At 55.1% G+C, this 17,747-nt stretch carries 16 protein-coding genes; 7 read left to right on the top strand and 9 right to left on the bottom strand.

From position 1 onward, the window contains the following. Window positions 1-78 precede the first annotated feature (78 nt). The 3 genes from FHW66_RS13415 to cadR form a co-directional block, all read right to left on the bottom strand. The gene (locus FHW66_RS13415; RefSeq protein ID WP_183380305.1) at window positions 79-681 is read right to left on the bottom strand and encodes a hypothetical protein; all 603 of its coding nucleotides are present in this window, start codon (window positions 679-681) and stop codon (window positions 79-81) included. Window positions 682-854: 173 nt separating this feature from the next. Next, window positions 855-1,214, bottom strand: coding sequence for a NirD/YgiW/YdeI family stress tolerance protein (locus FHW66_RS13410; protein WP_370543459.1), 360 nt, complete (start codon window positions 1,212-1,214; stop codon window positions 855-857). Between the two features lie 63 nt (window positions 1,215-1,277). Beyond that, a complete protein-coding gene (cadR, locus tag FHW66_RS13405; protein WP_304607814.1) occupies window positions 1,278-1,730 on the bottom strand; it encodes a Cd(II)/Pb(II)-responsive transcriptional regulator in 453 nt (150 codons plus the stop codon). A 123-nt stretch (window positions 1,731-1,853) separates the two neighbouring features. Between cadR and FHW66_RS13400 the strand changes: the two genes are divergently transcribed. Further along, entirely contained in the window at window positions 1,854-4,151 is a 2,298-nt protein-coding gene (locus tag FHW66_RS13400) for a cation-translocating P-type ATPase (protein WP_183380304.1), read from the top strand. A 21-nt stretch (window positions 4,152-4,172) separates the two neighbouring features. Here FHW66_RS13400 and FHW66_RS13395 read toward each other — a convergent pair whose 3' ends face one another. Beyond that, window positions 4,173-5,588 carry a CoA transferase gene (locus tag FHW66_RS13395; RefSeq protein WP_183380303.1) on the bottom strand — a complete coding sequence of 472 codons (1,416 nt, stop codon included), beginning with the start codon at window positions 5,586-5,588 and terminating at the stop codon, window positions 4,173-4,175. Window positions 5,589-5,720: 132 nt separating this feature from the next. Here FHW66_RS13395 and FHW66_RS13390 point away from each other — a divergent pair, with 132 nt between their 5' ends. Both FHW66_RS13390 and FHW66_RS13385 read left to right on the top strand, forming a co-directional pair. Beyond that, on the top strand, window positions 5,721-6,953 hold the full coding sequence (locus FHW66_RS13390; RefSeq protein WP_183380302.1) for a citrate synthase family protein: 1,233 nt from the start codon (window positions 5,721-5,723) through the stop codon (window positions 6,951-6,953). 49 nt (window positions 6,954-7,002) lie between these two features. Beyond that, the gene (locus FHW66_RS13385; RefSeq protein ID WP_183380301.1) at window positions 7,003-8,667 is read left to right on the top strand and encodes a fatty acid--CoA ligase; all 1,665 of its coding nucleotides are present in this window, start codon (window positions 7,003-7,005) and stop codon (window positions 8,665-8,667) included. A 32-nt stretch (window positions 8,668-8,699) separates the two neighbouring features. Here FHW66_RS13385 and purU read toward each other — a convergent pair whose 3' ends face one another. Continuing rightward, window positions 8,700-9,569, bottom strand: coding sequence for a formyltetrahydrofolate deformylase (gene purU / locus FHW66_RS13380; RefSeq protein ID WP_183380300.1), 870 nt, complete (start codon window positions 9,567-9,569; stop codon window positions 8,700-8,702). A 188-nt stretch (window positions 9,570-9,757) separates the two neighbouring features. Continuing rightward, entirely contained in the window at window positions 9,758-10,348 is a 591-nt protein-coding gene (locus tag FHW66_RS13375) for a polymer-forming cytoskeletal protein (RefSeq protein ID WP_183380299.1), read from the bottom strand. Between the two features lie 700 nt (window positions 10,349-11,048). Between FHW66_RS13375 and FHW66_RS13370 the strand changes: the two genes are divergently transcribed. From FHW66_RS13370 to FHW66_RS13355, 4 genes are all read left to right on the top strand, one after another. Beyond that, window positions 11,049-12,023, top strand: a complete 975-nt coding sequence (locus tag FHW66_RS13370; protein WP_183380298.1) for an endonuclease/exonuclease/phosphatase family protein — start codon at window positions 11,049-11,051, stop codon at window positions 12,021-12,023. Between the two features lie 261 nt (window positions 12,024-12,284). Then, window positions 12,285-13,376: a YjgN family protein gene (locus tag FHW66_RS13365; protein ID WP_183380297.1), complete on the top strand. Its 1,092-nt coding sequence runs from the start codon at window positions 12,285-12,287 to the stop codon at window positions 13,374-13,376. A gap of 29 nt (window positions 13,377-13,405) precedes the next feature. Continuing rightward, complete coding sequence (locus FHW66_RS13360; protein ID WP_183380326.1) at window positions 13,406-14,404, top strand: M48 family metallopeptidase; 999 nt, start codon at window positions 13,406-13,408, stop codon at window positions 14,402-14,404. Between the two features lie 74 nt (window positions 14,405-14,478). After that, on the top strand, window positions 14,479-15,183 hold the full coding sequence (locus FHW66_RS13355; RefSeq protein ID WP_183380296.1) for a Pr6Pr family membrane protein: 705 nt from the start codon (window positions 14,479-14,481) through the stop codon (window positions 15,181-15,183). Window positions 15,184-15,199: 16 nt separating this feature from the next. On the opposite strand, the gene msrA is transcribed toward FHW66_RS13355, so the two are convergent. The 3 genes from msrA to msrP are packed head-to-tail and all read right to left on the bottom strand — an operon-like array spanning window position 15,200 to window position 17,590. Further along, complete coding sequence (gene msrA, locus FHW66_RS13350) at window positions 15,200-15,916, bottom strand: peptide-methionine (S)-S-oxide reductase MsrA (protein WP_183380295.1); 717 nt, start codon at window positions 15,914-15,916, stop codon at window positions 15,200-15,202. Between the two features lie 10 nt (window positions 15,917-15,926). Next, the gene (locus tag FHW66_RS13345) at window positions 15,927-16,586 is read right to left on the bottom strand and encodes a sulfite oxidase heme-binding subunit YedZ (protein ID WP_183380294.1); all 660 of its coding nucleotides are present in this window, start codon (window positions 16,584-16,586) and stop codon (window positions 15,927-15,929) included. 17 nt (window positions 16,587-16,603) lie between these two features. Then, entirely contained in the window at window positions 16,604-17,590 is a 987-nt protein-coding gene (gene msrP, locus FHW66_RS13340; RefSeq protein WP_183380325.1) for a protein-methionine-sulfoxide reductase catalytic subunit MsrP, read from the bottom strand. Between the last annotated feature and the right edge of the window lie 157 nt (window positions 17,591-17,747).

Genomic DNA, 17,747 nt, shown 5'->3' with positions numbered 1-17,747 from the left:
TAGCCTTTTATACACTGTCACATTAACGGTGCCATCTTCGTTTTTATAACCAGCGTAAATGACTGACTATTCTGCTAACTAAATATCTTTCTGTTCCGCTATGCGTCTGTTACAGGCCGTGACATCATCGGTGCTATCGTCGTTTTTATAATTAGCGTTACGGGCTTTTTCTGCCCAATGTCTGTAATAAGCCCGCGGATCACCGGTGCCATCGTCGTTTGTATACCCAGCGTTACGGGCTTTCTTTTCTGCCCTATATTTGTTATAAGCCGGCAAATCAGCGGTGCCATTGACGTGTGTATGCCCAGCGTTAATGGCTGACTGTTGTGCTATATACTTGTTATAAGCCGGCAAATCAGCGGTGCCATCGTCGTATGTATACCCAGCGTTAATGGCTGACTTTTCTGGTATACGCCTTTTAAAAGCCTTCACATCAGGGGTGCCATCGTTATTTTTATAACCTGCGTCTAAGGCTTTTTGCCCTTCTCCCCCCTTCCTCCATTCGGTTTTACTTTGCTTCAGTCTGGCTTTAGCTTTAAGTTGACATTCTGTCAATTTTTTATTTGATTGCCTAAGAGTAGTAGATTTAGCGCCTAGGATCTTTTTCCCCAAATCTGTCGATGGCCGTGACGAACTACTTGAGACCATCGAAAGCTGGTTTGGATTAGAGGAGATTTTCATGAGGATTAAATAGAAATATTGTCGTGCGCTACTCTGCCAGCGCAAAATCGGCATCGATAGAAAGTCGTTAACTCATATCGAGATCAAATAGCCCACAAGGGTTGACGTGACCTGCCTGATTTTTGCGGACCAAACCAACCTAGGATAGCTCGAGTTGATAAAGCATAAAAGCTTCAGGGCGTCAGCACTTCGAGCTGCTTCACCTCGACCGTCGCGGTGCGGGCAAAATCCTTGTCTACCTTGCCGTGCAGTCGCACCACGGTATGCTCGTTGATCGGCGTGTCGGGGAAGACATGGTTGTCAATCTCGACCTCGATTTCGCCTGTCTGATCGCGAAAGCGATAATGCTCGTCACGCAACTTGGTCACCAGAGTGCCCTCCAGTACAACGCCGACATCGTCGCCTGCGCCGCTCGCCATCACCACCGTCTGTACTGTTGTCTGATGCGTAGGCCCAATATATTGTGCAAACACCATGCTTGCCCAAGATCCCAGAAAAAATACTACAAAAACCACGAAAAACTTCTTGATCACGACATCCTCCAAGCATTTAAGAACACATAAGAAGAAGATCGCGCGTTTTAGTTCAACCTACCGTTAATGACAACCGCTGCCGTGGCTCCCCAAATTGACCGGTTTGCAATCATCACTCAGGCTGGCCAGCCCCTGCAAAATGCCGCAATCCTTGGTGGCCTGTGCACTGTCACACTGCGCGCGCAAATGCTTGAGCTGGGTCTGCAACTTCTTGAGTTCAGCAATACGCTGGGCTACATGACCAATGTGCTTATCCAGTAAGGCATTGACCTCGCCGCAATTGTCCAGCGGCGCATCCCGGAATTGCAACAGGCTGCGCACTTCATCGAGCGTCATATCCAGCGAACGACAATGACGGATGAACTGCAGACGTTCAATATGCACCTCGCCATACAACCGATAATTGCCACTGGATCGGGTAGGCGCAGGCAACAAGGCCTCGCGCTCGTAATAGCGAATGGTCTCGACCGGGCAATCGGTACGCGATGCCAGTTCACCAATCTTCAAGTTATCCATTTTCATTCTCCTGATATCAAGCTGACAACAACTAAGAACCCGCGCCAAGAAACGCTTGACCCTATAGTTGCTACAGGGTTTTTAATATACCTCAACCACTACTATTGCGTCTGAGGAGTCTGCATGTCGAATTGTTGTCAACACGATCACCACGATCATGACCATGGTCACAAGCATGACCAAAAGCATGATCACAAGCACGATCATGAGCACGCCCACCATGACCATGCCAGCCACGATGCCAAACTGAACAGTAAATCTGCCGGTCTGGCCGATGCCGCCGAGGCGGTGTTTTTGATCCAGAAAATGGATTGTCCGACCGAAGAAAAGCTGATCCGGGAACGTCTCGGCAAGATGACCGGTATCGCTGCGATGCAGTTCAACCTGATCCAGCGTGAACTGACCGTGCAACACCGTCTGGCGTCGGTCGAACCGATCATCGATTCGCTCAATGCGCTCGACATGCAAGCCAAGGTCAAGCTCGACTCGCTTTCCACCGCGGTAGACAACGATGCCGCCACCAGCATCTCCTACGGGATTCCCCGCCATAAATGGCTGCTAGTCGGCTTTGCCGCCATCGCTGCACTAGGTGCTGAACTGTATGCCTGGTTTGGTGGGGCCGATGCGTCCATTGGCGTTATTGGACTGGCGCTGCTGGCTATCATGACTGGTGGCATCGATACCCTTAAAAAGGGCTGGATCGCCCTGCGCCATCGCTCCCTGAACATGAACTTCCTGATGTCGCTGGCCGTGATCGGTGCCGCCATCATTGGTCAATGGCCAGAAGCCGCCGTCGTGATTGTGCTGTTCACGCTGGCTGAAATGATCGAATCGCTCTCACTGGATCGCGCCCGCCATGCCATTGCCGCGCTGATGGCGATGTCACCCGATCAAGCCACTGTGCTGCAAGACGATTTCTGGGTCACGGTACCAGCCAGACTGGTCGAGCCCGGCACCAGCGTGCGTGTCAAACCGGGTGAACGTATTCCGCTTGATGGCATCGTCACCCAGGGCGAACCCGCCATTAATCAAGCCCCGATTACCGGCGAGAGCATGCCCGTCAGCAAAGCACCGGGCGCAAGCGTATTCGCCGGCACCATCAACGGCAACAGCGCCTTCGACTACCGCGTCACCAGCAAACAGAGCGAATCGACGCTGGCGCGAATCGTCAAAAGCGTGCAGCAGGCCCAAGGCCAGCGCGCACCAACTCAGCGCTTTGTCGATCAGTTCGCCCGCTACTATATCCCCACCGTTGTTGGCGTCGCCGTGCTGGTCGCGTTGATTCCACCACTGCTACTCAATGCCGCCTTCTATCCCTGGTTTTACAAGGCGCTGGTGTTACTGGTAATTGCCTGCCCCTGCGCGTTGGTCATTTCCACTCCGATCACCATTGTTAGCGGTCTGGCAGCAGCAGCGCGACGCGGTATTCTGATCAAGGGCGGCGTCTATCTGGAACAAGGACGCAAGCTCAAGGCATTGGCACTGGACAAGACCGGAACGATTACCCATGGCACACCCGTCGTCACGGATGTGCTGGCACTGGATGCAGCATCAACAGATACCGCTGCCGTGAGCACCTTGCTGCGTGAAGCAGCCGCGCTGGCACAATCTTCCGACCACCCGGTCTCCGCCGCCATCAGCGCCTACTGGCGCAGCACCGGCGACATCAACGCATTGCCAGCCGTGGCGCAGTTCCAGGCACTCAGCGGCCTCGGCCTCCAAGCCGATGGCGGCAAGCACGCGCTGTATCTGGGCAATCACCGGCTGGTGCATGATTTAGGCATGTGCAGCGAAGCACTCGAAGCACGCCTGCTGACCTTGGAGCAGCAAGGCAAGACAACCGTCGTCTTTTGCCGTGATGGAAAAGCGCTCCTGTTGCTGGCCGTCGCCGACACGGTACGCGACAGCAGCGCCGAAGCGATCACCCGCTTGCACGCACTCGGCGTGAAGGTCACCATGCTCAGCGGTGACAACGCCCACACAGTGCGCGCCATCGCCAGCAGCGTCGGCATCACCGATGCACGCGGCGATCAGCTGCCTGACGATAAACTCAAGGCGATCACCGAACTAAGCGGCAGATACGGTACCGTCGGCATGGTGGGCGATGGCATCAATGATGCGCCCGCACTGGCGCGCGCCCAGATTGGCTTTGCCATGGGTGCCGCCGGCAGCGATACCGCGCTGGAAACTGCCGACGTCGCACTCATGGATGATGACTTACGCAAGATAGGCGACTTCATCGACCTCAGCAAAAAAAACCATCGTGTCCTGGTACAAAATATTGCCATTGCACTGGGTATCAAAGCGCTCTTCCTCGGTCTGGCGCTAACCGGCGAAAGCTCGCTGTGGATGGCCGTCTTTGCCGATATGGGTACCAGCCTGATCGTAGTCTTCAACGGTCTGCGGCTAGTGCGCTCCTGAGGTGTGCAATTGCCATGTTGCCTACCACTGGGCTGGTGACACGCCCAGTGGCCCAGCTGGATACTGCCAGCGCATGTCAGCGACGCCGATCTGCACCGGAGCGATCAGACGTTGTGCTGTTCCCCAGCTTGTTTGCTCGATTGACGGCGCACAATCCGCCGCGGTCTCAGAAGCCAACGGCGCATCCTGATCATGCTGCGTACCGGAACCCGTCACCAACAAATGTGCCACCCGCGCCAACGAGGTACGCCAGCATGAACCCTGACCGGTACGCAACCGCTCGGTCAAGCCACGCACCGCCGCCATGGCCAGCAGATAACCGGCACCATAGTCAAGCGCCTGCACCGGCAACGGTATCGGCCGATCACGACCGAACCGCAGCATGCCTGCTTGAGCGATCCCGCTGCTCATCTGCACCAGGCTATCGAAGCCGCGCCGGTTCTGCCACGGCCCCGTCCAGCCGTAGGCATTCAGGCTGACATCGACTAGCCCCGGATTGATCCGGCGCCGTTGTACCGCATCAAAACCCAGCCCGGGCAGCGCATCGCCACGATAGCCGTGCACCAGCACATCGGCCTGCGCCAACAGCGCCGTCAGACGTGCCTGCCCCTCGCTGGTACGCAGATCAAGCCGCGCGCATCGCTTGCCGAGCGTCATTTCCGGTACCACACCTGGCTCGTCCCAGGTGGGTGAATCAATGCGTAGCACTTCAGCACCAAATCCTGCAAGAAACCGGGTCGCGGTTGGCCCGGCTAATACCCTTGTCAGGTCCAGCACTTTCACACCCTGCAAAGGTCGTGAAGCAGCAATGCACCAGTGTGCAGGCAACGGCTGGGCACCCACTGCACGCTCAACATGCAGCAACGGTTCGGTGGTGACTGCAGCACCCTGAGGATGCTGACGCCACTGCACGTTATCCCGCATTACTGCGGCACATCCACCCTGCGCCACAATGGCAGACTCCAGCTGCTCGCCCTGCCATGTCCGCACTGCTTGCGCCACTTGTTGCTGATCGACGGCACACTGCAACACTGCCAATGCGGCATCACGATGATGAATAGCATTGGTATGCAGCCTGATCCAGCCATCCGCTGTCTGATAATCGCCCGCCACAGCATCCCATACCGGTGGTACCTGCCAACCCTGCGGCCTCAGTGAGGTAGCAAACCAGTACGAAGCCAATCGACGATCTGCCTGCACCAGTGGCACCTTGGACGACGCCCCGGCAACCTGTAACAGCTCGGCCACTGCCAATCCGGCAGCACTGACTGTAGCGGCAGCCAGATCACTGACCGCAAAGGCAGACGGCAAGCTACCACTGCCGGTGATACGCAACGCCTCTGGCGGCAAGGCATCGCCACCAACTGCATGCCAGATTTGATGCAAGAAACGAGTAACACCGGGGGCAACATCCAACGCCAACTGACTGGCAGACATAGGCTCCTCACAAAAAGAAAAAGGGATCAAAAACGCATGCGTAAACGAAGAATAGGCCGCTGGTTTTAATTGTCAATATTGATTAATATAATCAACCTATTCCAATAAACCCCTCCTGAGATAGCGCTCACGATGCCAGCCAAGCCTCCCTTTCTCAGCGCCAACGAAGCCGCCGGTGTACTCGGTGTATCGCGCCAAACCTTGTATGCCTACGTCAGCCGTGGCCTGTTACGAGCGCAGCCGGTCGCCAGCGATGGCAGCCACAGCAGAGAGAGTCGCTATCTGGCCAGCGACGTCAAGCGTCTGGCCAGCCAACGCACACGCGGCCGCAAACCACGTGAAGTTGCCAAAGCGACGTTGAGCTGGGGCTTGCCTGTGCTGGAATCTGCGATCACACTCATTGAAGATGGCAAGCTTTACTACCGTGGTCACGATGCCGTGGTACTGGCCCAGACCATGAGCGTCGAAGCGCTATCAGCACACCTGTGGAATTGCACCGAAGAGAGCGCCTTCAGCGCCAGCACCATCCATGCTCATCCCGCCTTTGCCAGTGTATTGCCCCACTTCGTCGGCCAGCGCGCCGAGCAAGCCATGCTGCCCTTGTTCACCATCGCCAGCGACGACGCAGCAACCGCCGCCTGGCAGACTTCACCACAGCGACAAGCCGAAGGCTGTGGCACATTGATGCGCTTGCTGGCCGCCAGCCTGCTTGGTGTAGAGCCCTCAACAGCGCCCATCCACCAGCAATGCGCCACCGTCTGGCAGCTTGACCAGCATGGCGCCGAGCTGGTCCGTATAGCCTTGATTCTGTGCGCCGACCATGAACTCAATGCCTCCAGCTTCACCGCCCGTTGCGTGGCCTCCACCGGCACCAGCCTGCGGGCGGCCATCATCGCCGGACTGGCTGCGCTAACTGGCGGCAAGCATGGCGGCACGACGGCACGGGTTGAAGCACTGCTCGATGAAATCATTGGCGATGCAGAACAAGATCCGACTCAGATTGCACACATTCGGGACCGACTCGAACAACGTCTGGCAAGAGGAGAGTCATTGCCAGGTTTTGGGCATCCGCTTTATCCACAGGGCGATATCCGTGCGCAAGCACTGCTTACCTCACTCTTGCCGCATCATCCCGCGTGGCAAGAATGCATTACCGTCGTCTTCGCACTTACCGGCCAATTGCCATCACTCGACTTTGCACTCGCAGCGTTGCGACGCCACTTGCAGTTGCCGCTCGGCGCTGCCTACGGCCTTTTTGCATTAGGCCGCGGCATGGGCTGGATTGCGCAGGCACTGGAACAACGCACCAATGGCGAACTGATTCGTCCCCGCGCAAACTACATTGGGGTAAGACCGGCATCCTAAAAAACCGCGCTATCATCACAGCAGAAACAACCACAATAATGGAGACAGCATGAGCACAGCCAACCTGATTGAACGCACGCCCGAAGCCTATAGCTATCCCCTGCTAATCAAGCAACTGCTGCATGCCGCCATGGCCAGCCACCCCGATCAGGAAATCGTCTACGCCCAGCATCGCCGCCATACCTATCGCGACCTGCAGCAACGGATCAACCGGCTCGGCAACACCCTGCGCGCACTTGACCTGCAACCCGGCAGTACGGTCGCCGTGATGGACTGGGACAGCCATCGCTACCTGGAATGCTTCTTCGCCGTGCCGATGCTCGGCTGCGTGCTGCAAACCGTGAATGTACGACTCTCGCCAGAACAGATTGTCTACACCCTCAATCATGCGCAGGCCGATGTTTTACTGATCAACTCAGAGTTTTTGCCACTACTCAAACAGATCCGTGGCGAGCTGAGCACGCTGACCCGCTGCATCTGGATCACAGACGACCAGACACCCTGCCCCCAAGGTCCCGGCTTTGCGGGCGAATATGAAGCGTTACTGGCACAAGCCGCACCGGAGTGCGACTTCCCCGATTTCGATGAAAACACCCGTGCTACCACCTTCTACACCACCGGCACCACCGGCCAGCCCAAGGGCGTCTACTTCAGCCACCGTCAACTGGTACTGCATACGCTGGCAACCACGGCCGGACTGGCACTGGCACCGCAGCAAGGTCGTCTGCATCGCGATGACGTCTACATGCCGCTCACCCCAATGTTCCACGTCCACGCCTGGGGACTGCCCTATGTCGCCACCATGGCCGGGCTCAAACAGGTCTATCCGGGCCGCTACGTCCCCGACACCATTCTGAGTCTGATCGCCGCCGAGAAAGTCACCTTCTCGCATTGCGTGCCGACCATCCTGCACATGGTGCTCAGCGCACCACGTGCGGCAGAAACCGACCTCTCGCACTGGAAGATGATCATCGGCGGCTCAGCCATGACCAGTGCACTGGTGCAAGCCGCACGGGCACGCGGAATTGATGTCTTCACCGGTTATGGCATGTCCGAGACCTGCCCCATCCTCTCACTGGCGCAAGTCCATACCGACGCGCTAAATCAGGATGATGTACCGATCCGTATCAAAACCGGCCGCCCCATCCCGCTGGTAGCACTACGCACAGTCGACGGCAACATGCAGGATTGCCCGCGCGACGGCCAGACCGCCGGTGAAATTGTTGTGCGTGCGCCCTGGCTAACGCAGGGTTATTTGCACAATCCCGATGCCTCGGTCGATCTATGGGAAGGTGGCTGGCTACATACGCAAGATATCGGCCACATCGATCAGCGCGGCTATCTACAGGTCACAGACCGCATCAAGGATGTAATCAAGACTGGCGGCGAATGGGTTTCTTCACTACAGATTGAGGAAATCATTGCGCACCATGCCGCCGTGGCAGAAGTCGCAGTGATTGGAGTCAAGGATGCGCGCTGGGGCGAACGCCCGCTGGCATTGGTGGTCCTCAAACAGCAAAGACAGGAACAACAACAGGAAGCACCGCTGGAGCAACTCAAAGCAGAGATTCTTACCGTGCTCAAGAGTGCAGCCGAGGATGGCATCATCTCTCGCTATGGCGTACCTGACCGGGTAGAGTTCGTCGCCGAGCTGGCACGCACCAGCGTCGGCAAACTGAACAAACGCGCCCTCAGAGAGCGCTATCCTAGCTAGGCTTGATTAGGATTGATGAAGCTTGGCAAGGCTTAATTGAAGATGACGGTCTTGTGGCCATTGAGCAGAATACGATGCTCAGTGAACCACTTGACCGCACGCGCCAACACCACCGACTCGATATCGCGACCAATCGCAGTCAGCGTATCTGGTCCCATCGAGTGATCAACACGCTCCACGCCCTGCTCAATGATCGGACCTTCATCCAGGTCACTGGTCACAAAGTGCGCCGTCGCACCGATGAGCTTCACGCCACGGTCATGCGCCTGATAATAAGGCTTGGCCCCCTTGAAGCTCGGCAGGAAGGAATGGTGAATATTGATTGCCCGGCCTCTGAGCGCCTCGCACATCGACGGCGACAGAATCTGCATGTAACGCGCCAGCACCACCAGATCCACCTTGTTGGCTTCGACGATTTCCAGAATCCGCGCTTCCTGCGCCAGCTTGGCCTCATTGGAAGCACCAGCAGCCAGTGGGAGATGATGGAACGGGATGTTATAGCTCGCAGCCAGCTGATAGAAATCAGTATGGTTGGAAACAATCGCCGGAATCTCCACTGGCAGCAGCCCGCTCTTGTAGCGGAACAGCAAATCGTTGAGGCAATGCCCGATCTTGGACACCATCAGCAGCACGCGCGGCTTCACCGCTGCATCGTGCAATTGCCAGTTCATGTTCAACTCACTACCTAGCAAGCCAAATTGCTCGCGTAAGACAGAATCAGTGATACTCGTATCTTCGGACGCAAAATGCACCCGCATGAAAAACAGTTTCGACTGCGCGTCACCAAACTGCGCCGAGTCGATGATGTTACAGCCATGATCGGCCAGAAAGCCCGACACGCGATGCACAATACCGCGTTGGTCGAGACAGGAGATGGTGAGAATGTATTCCGGATGCGCCATAATCAATTATCAAAACAACACCGCCATCTGTGCCAGCAACATGCCCGGCAGCAGTTTTTAAAAGGCGAAAGGCGGTATTGTCGCATGCCCGGCGCAGCCGCACAAAATTGCCTTTGTGCAGCCTTGGCATGGGTGCTCTCAAAAGACCGTTATAACCAGCACTCCAGCGCTAGCCACCGTGCAAAGGATCAGACAGCCAGCGGCCCTGCGTGATCTTTCATAGAAGCAACTTGATTGACTTGCACGTCACCACTAATATGCCCGCCCTCCTCGATGACCAATTTGCCGTAACGAATCTTGCCGGAAACCTTGCCACTGGCATAAATGACAAGCTTGTCGCGCACCGTCAGCTCACCGTCGAAATCGCCACGGATTTCCGCCAGATCAATCTCGGCAGAGCCTTTGAAGGCACCGTTTTCGGCAATCTGAATCACCCGTGAATCCATCGTGGCCTCAACCCGCCCTTCGACAACGAGCGTATCGCAGTCGTTGATTTCGACACCCTTGAGTTTGATATTGGGACCGACGATCAGCTTGCTACCGGTATCGCTACTACCCTGACTTTGCGGCACATTACCCGATTTGCTCGCAGACTGATGGCTATTGAAGGGACTATTGAGATGTTGGTTCACGTGATTATTGACAAGGCTATTGGTGGATGAGGTCGTCGATGCGCTACTTTTACCAGCGCTCGATATTGCTGTGCTCTGCGGGGCATTGCCGCTAGAACCCGGCGCGCTGGCGTCGCGTTTACCAAAGAGATTATCTGTACGAAGCATGCGTTCTCCTGAACTTGAAAATAGGCGGAGGGAGTGACGTTGATCGTGGTCTTCACAAGCCGTGATCGCTTGACGTGCAACGACGTATGTTGACGCATGATCTGTGCGATTCGGCTCATCGAGAAATAGAAAGTTCACGAGAAGTTTGTAACAATAAATTTGAGATCGACCGCTTCGCACAACGAGCACTCCGCTTACTTCCCAAGAAGAGTGCGTGCAATAAAAAGCAGCTTGTTACACCCGCTCAGTCTTGCCAGAACCGGTTCGCCGAATCGATACGCTGCAGCTAACTGTGACGCAGCAATTTGATCGCCGCCATCGACAGGCGCATCAGGTTGGCAGCGTCGGCTTTACCGATTACTGGTGCCAATTGATCCTCTGGATAGTCATGCAGCAGAGATTACAGAATTGATTGCTTGGAATAACGCAAAGTCAGCGGGCCGAGAGGTAGGGCGAGACGTGTGCCTATAGTACGCCATCAGATCGAAACGTCGACATTTACCCACATCGAGAATTGTCTCCAAATTGCCCTCTACAAATATTCGCGAGATAGGATTGCCAAGTTGAGATGATTTCAATTTAGCAACTTTATTCAATCTTCAAAGTCACAAATTGCTCCCCCGCCAAGATCACTCCTTCGCCTCCGCGAAAGTCTCTGGTTTCATTCAGCCTCCCTCTGAGGCTCTGTAAAAGGAGCTATATGCATCACATCACGTCACTCAAATCTGTCTCTAAAGAGCTCGCCCAAGGATTGAAAGTACTCAAAGGTCGTATCGAGGCGGCCGATATCTCCCCTTCCCAGCTCGATGAGTCCTTCAATTTGGCGACCTGGAATATCCGCGAGTTCGGCAAAACTTCGCGCAGCGTGGCAGCCATTCATTACATTGCCGAGATTTTGGGCCAGTTCGACCTCATCGCTGTAGGGGAACTGCGCGATGACTTGCGTGATCTGGCGCGTGTATTGCAGATTCTGGGGCCTTATTGGAAGGCGGTTTACTCTGACGCGGTGATGGACCCGGGAGGCAACCGGGAGCGTATTGCCTATATTTATGACAAACGCCAGATCTCCTTCAATGGAATGGCTTCTGCCGCTTATTCTCCCCGTACCAAGAAGGGAACGGAGTGGATACCCGACTCCACCTGGTGGCGTCCTCCTTATATCGCCTCCTTCAAATCAGGCAATTTTGACTTCGTCGTATTGAGCACACATATTCGCTGGGGAGAAAAAGAAAGCGGCCGTACTGAGGAACTCTCGAATCTGGCCAAGTGGGTTGACGACAAGGTGAAGCTTATAAAAAAGGGAGGAAAGTCTTGGACTCACAGAGACATTTTTGTCATGGGAGACTTCAATATTCCCTCCCGTCGTAGCCCGTTGTTTGATGCGATTACTTCCCGTGGTCTGCAAATTCCGAATGCCTTGCTACATCAGGCCTTTGGCTCCAACCTGGAAAAAAACAAATGGTATGACCAAATCCTGCATCTGCCCGGCTATCCCGATAATTTCTCCAACAAAGGTGGTGTACTGGACTTTTATTGCGGTGACCACACCCCGCTGTTTGATAAATTGACCAAGCAGCAATTCACCTACCAGATCTCTGATCACCTGCCGCTGTGGATACAGGTCAATACTGATATTGATGGTTTTGAACTGGATCAGATTATAAAAAAATCGTAATCGATCTAAGTGCACAACACAGGTCCGGCAGTAGCTTATTTTTTGCGTTGGCAGACAAAGCTCTACTTAACAAATCCGCTCTGCCACGGCCAACACATTCAATTAAAACCTACCAGATAGTATGTAAAAAGCGGGGAGCAACGCGAGAGAAATCGCCGCAAACTGCCTTACCAGCTTGACTTTCAGTATCTCTTCAGCGATTCTCAGGCGCTAACTCGTTGCTAATTTCATCCTCAATCATAACGACAACACAGGAGACCCATGAGCGATATCTTCCCGCCTGCCAGCACCGACTTCGCCTTCTCAGAGCCACCGCTGCCCACACCGGCGAGCACCACCGAACAGCTCCGTTTCAGCGGTCGCGGTGGCGAATATTTCCGTATCTGGATCGTCAACCTGCTGTTGTCTGTCATTACCGTTGGCATTTATTCCGCTTGGGCCAAGGTCAGAAAACTGCGCTACTTCTACGACAATACGACCCTCGCCGGTACCAGCTTCGAATACCATGGCAACCCTGTTGCGATTCTGAAAGGGCGAATCATCGCGCTGGTAATGCTGCTGATTTATCAGTACACCATTCGCTTCCATCCAACGCTGGTCTGGCTGCCACTACTGATCCTGTTCGCCTTGATGCCCTGGATGATCTGGCGCAGCCTGCAATTCAAACTGTACAACTCCAGCTACCGCGGGATCCGCTTCGGCTTTCGCGGCAGCGCTGCCGGTGCCTACAAGGTCTATCTGGGCCTGCCTCTTTTAACGGTACTGACGCTATACGTGCTGGGGCCGTTCACGCACCAACGCATGAAGCGCTTTCAGCACAACGAATCGCGCTTCGGTAGTACACACTTCTCTTTCAATGCGCCGGTTGGCGGGTTTTACAAGGCTTATCTGATCGGCGCGGTGTTTTTTGTCGCCGGGCTGGCGGCAATCATTACGCTGGTCATCAGCAGCAGTGCCCTGCCGTTTTATGAAGATAGTCGTGCCGGACTTCCTGCGACCATCACAAAGATTTTCATCGGAATTTATGCATGGGGCTTCCTGATTTATCCGGTCTTGATGAGCATGCTGCAAAACCTGATCTGGAATCATACGCAACTGGGGCAACATCAATTCCGTAGCAAGCTGCGCTGGCAGCGTCTGCTGTGGTTGATGATCACCAACAGCTTAGGCATTGTCTTCACGCTCGGTTTGTTCACCCCTTTTGCCCAGATCCGTACTCTGCGTTACCGCATTGAATCATTGCAGATCGAGGCCACAGGTACATTGGATGATTTCATTGCTGCAACCGAAGCGAATGGCTCTGCTACAGGTGAAGGCTTCAGCGATCTGCTCGACTTTGATCTGTCGCTGTGAGTACGACATTGTTGATCCAGGATACTGCATTGCCGGTACGCGCCTATTACTTTGACGGTAAAACCTCGCGTCGTCATCTGGTCACGCTGCAAGTGGCCGGTGATGTGGCGCAAATCGATAACGAGCATGGTGAGCGCATACGACATTGCCCGCTGAATCAACTACACGTCTCCGAACGGACGCATCGGGCGGCACGCAAGGTTACTTTTCCGGATCAGGCTTATCTGGAAATTCTGGACCATGCCGCCTTTGCAACATTGCTACAGGAAACGCATCATCGCGACTCTCTGGTGGTGCGCCTACAGCAGAACTGGCGTGCCAGTATTGCCGCAGCCGCGCTATTGGTAGCCTTGCTGGCAATGGCTTATTTGTTTCTGGTACCAGCTGCGGCCAAGGTGATTGCCAACAACTTGCCACGTAGTGTAGAAGAACAGATTGGTGATTCAGCGCTCGAATTTCTGGATGCGCATATCTTCGCTGCCAGCAACCTGTCACCGGCACAACAAAATGCGATCGTCACCCGCTTTGCTGGCCTGACGGCGACCTTACCGGATGCACCGGCCTACGAGATCGTATTTCGCCACAGCCTGATTGGACCGAATGCCTTGGCACTGCCCTCCGGACAGATCGTGCTGACCGACGAGATCGTACAGTTGGTACAGGATGACGATGCGGTCATGGGCGTGCTGGCACATGAGCTTGGGCATGTAGCGCAACGTGACCTGATGCGGCGGCTGATTCAGAGTTCAGCCATTGCGGCTACCGCCACCTTGCTGGTGGGTGACATCTCGGCAGTGCTGGTGAATATCCCGACGCTCTTGCTCGACCTGAAGTACTCGCGTGATGTGGAAACTCAGGCCGATGATTATGCGATTGCCCTGTTCAAATTCAATGGCATCAGTGAGCGCAAGCTCGCAGATGTGTTTGCAAAACTTGAACAACATGAAGGCGCAAGCAAGACGTCGGACTATCTGTCCACGCATCCCAGTAACGCGGAGCGTATACAGCACATCATGCAGGCACAGTAATTAGGTGTGCGCCAGCAACCGGGCGATAGCATAGGTAAAATGGTTACTCCACGCATTCTTACGTTGTCACGCCGATGTCACCACCATCCTCCCCTACCGCCTTTTCTACGCAAACAGTGCCTCCCTGGGCACTGTCATCGTCAGCCTTATTCAACGCTGCACTGATCGCCTTGGTGAGCTGGGTCGCTTTCTTGGCGCAATCCAATCTGAATATCGTCCGTATGGTGGCGCATGGCCATACCAGTATCGATGGCATTGGCCGCTTGCTGAGCTATCTGACCAATCTGACCGCGTTACTGAGTGCAATTTGCTACAGCGCACTGACGCTACCTGCACAGCAGTGGCTGAGTCGGTTTTTCCGCAAGCCGCAGGTAACCAGCGCGGTTACGGTTTATTTGATGTTTGTCGGGGTGGCTTATAACCTGCTCTTGCGTCAGTTGTGGCATCCGAGCGGCTGGCAGGCCGTGCTCAATGAGACGCTGCACAGCGTTTTGCCTGTGCTGTCGGTGCTGTACTGGTGTCGGTTTGTGCCGCGCTTTACGATGCGTGCACAGCAGTTATGGCTGTGGCTGGTCTACCCGATCGGGTATTTGTGCATCACGTTGTGGCGTGGCGCGGGATCAGGTTTTTACCCTTATCCATTTATCAATGTGGCCAAGCTGGGTTACCCACAGGTCCTGCTCAATGCCAGTGGCTTGTTGATCGGCTTTTTGCTGCTGATCGGGCTGCTGCTGGTGTTGAACAGGTTCGGCAAGCGCCGCAACCACGGCGCTGCCTGAGGCTCGATTATGAATGCTATTGATGCAGGACCGTTACCGGTACTGCCCGATAATCTGCCGGGAACAGTTGCTTGAGATTGTCCAGCTTCGGTAAGTCGAAACGGGCAATGTAGCCTTGCTGGGGATGCAAGGTCGCAAAATCCTGATGATAGGTTTCAGCCGCATAGAAAGCAGTTGCTGGCAAAGGCGTTAACTGCGTGACAATCTTTGACGGGAATACCTTGGCCGCATCAAGCAGGGCAATATAGTCAGCAGCAATCTTGCGTTGCTGTTCAGTCTGATAAAAAATCGCTGAACGATACTGGCTGCCGACATCGGGGCCTTGCCGGTTGAGCTGAGTCGGATCATGGGCAACAGAAAAATAGATTTGCAAAATCTTGCCCAATGACACCTGGCGCGGATCAAACGTGACCCGCACCGATTCCGCATGCCCGGTCATGCCGCTGCTGACCATTTGATAACCGGCCGTGTCCTGCTTCCCACCTGCATAGCCGGAGAGCGCTTCCGTGACGCCATTCGTATGCTGAAACACCGCTTGCACACCCCAGAAGCAACCGCCTGCGAGGACGACTGTCTCACTCGTGGCCGTTGCCACGGCTGTGGATTGGCTGGCCGCCGGTGGCAGTTTGATGGCGGATTCTGCTGCTTGCACGTTACTGCCACACAGCAGCAGGCAAGCCAGCGCTAGTCCTTGCCAACGATTGCTGGCAAGAGATAATTGTTTGGCATACATAAGACTTCCTTCAGGATTTGAGATTGGTCGCCGGCCCGAACAAGGTCTGGCGTAACTTTTGACGATTCTTTTGCGACAGCAGACGTGTGAGCAACAGGACGCCGACGATACTGGCAAACAGGATCGGTTGCGCCAGCAGATTCTTGCCGGCCTTGACCCACCAGAAATGCAGCACGCCCAGCGGCACGATGACGTACGTCAGTCGATGCAGCCATTGCCAGCGCTTGCCGCCGAGCCGGCGGACCATGGCGTTGGTACTGGTTGCCGCTAAAGGCATCAGCAATACAAAGGTCGCCATGCCGACCGTGATGAAGGGACGCTTGACGATGTCGGCCCACATCTCCTGCAGGTCAAAGAAGTGATCCAGCCAGAAAAACACCGTGAAGTGCAGGAACACATAGAAGAACGCATACAGACCCAGCATACGGCGCAGACGTACCAGCCAGTTCCAGTTGGTCAGGCGTCGCAGTGGCGTCACAGCCAGTGTCATTACCAGAAAATACAAGGCCCAGTCACCGGTGTTGCGGGTGATGAATTCAATCGGGTTGGCCCCCAGACGATCCAGAAACGTAAATACCACCAGTCGCACCAGCGGCAACAGGCACAGAACAAACAACACATTGCGCAGTTGCTGTACGCGCCGGGTGGAAAGGTCTTTCAGGAACGCCATGCGGATTTTCCTTTGGTTCAGTAATAACGTTTCAAATCCATGCCGGCATACAGCCCGGCGACGTCGTTGTAGCCGTTGAACATGAGCGTTTTACGCTTGCGGGCGAAGAAGCCATCTTCGCCGATACGCCGCTCGGTGGCCTGTGACCAGCGTGGGTGATCAACATTCGGATTGACGTTGGAGTAGAAGCCATATTCCTGCGGTGCGTAGATATTCCACGCTGTCTTTGGCTGCTCTTTGAGGAAGCGGATTTTGACGATGGACTTGGCCGACTTGAAGCCATATTTCCAGGGCACGATCACCCGCACCGGCGCACCGTTCTGATTGGGCAACACTTCTCCGTACATGCCCAGCGTCAACAGCGCCAGTGGATGATTGGCTTCATCGAGTCGCAAACCTTCGGTATAGGGCCAGTTGAGGATAGGGTCAGCAAGGCCGGGCATCTGCTTCTTGTCCGCAAGTGTCACGAATTCGACGTATTTGGCAGCACCGGTAGGATCAGCCTTCTTGATCAGGGCGGACAGCGAGTAGCCAATCCAGGGGATCACCATTGACCAGCCTTCCACGCAACGCAGGCGGTAAATACGCTCTTCCAGCGGCGCCAGCTTGGTCAGTGCATCCAGATCCAGCACGAATGGCTTTTTAACCTCGCCTTCGATACTGACGGTCCATGGATTGGTCTTGAGGGTACCTGCCGTACGTGCAGGCTCTGATTTGTCGGTACCAAATTCGTAGTAATTGTTATAACTTGTTGCATCCTGATAGGCGGTTGGCTTATCCATGACCGCATAGGCGCTGTTGAGCGTGGCAGCCAGTTTATGGGTGCCAGTACCTGTTGCTGTTTGAGCATGCGCGCCACTGCTGAGCAGGCTGCCACCAATACCGGCAACGGCACCGGCCGCCAGTTGACCCATGAACTGGCGGCGGGCGGCGTAGACGTCTTGCGGCGTAATCTCGGAGGCGAGCGGTATGTCGGTCTGGTCGGGGCGGATACGGATCAGCATGGCAGGTTCCTGAAAAAAAGGTGGCAATGTCTTATGTTGCATGCATCATCCGGCAGCAATGACATTGATGACCATTATGATAGGTTTTCTGCCATGTCGTCGCGATGGCAATTTGATGACAAATTTGTCATCGATGCCCTGACCCTGCCCACGATTG

Source organism: Herbaspirillum sp. Sphag64 (genome assembly GCF_014192645.1).
GTDB lineage: Bacteria > Pseudomonadota > Gammaproteobacteria > Burkholderiales > Burkholderiaceae_D > Herbaspirillum.
This window is presented reverse-complemented; position numbering and strand designations above follow the sequence as displayed.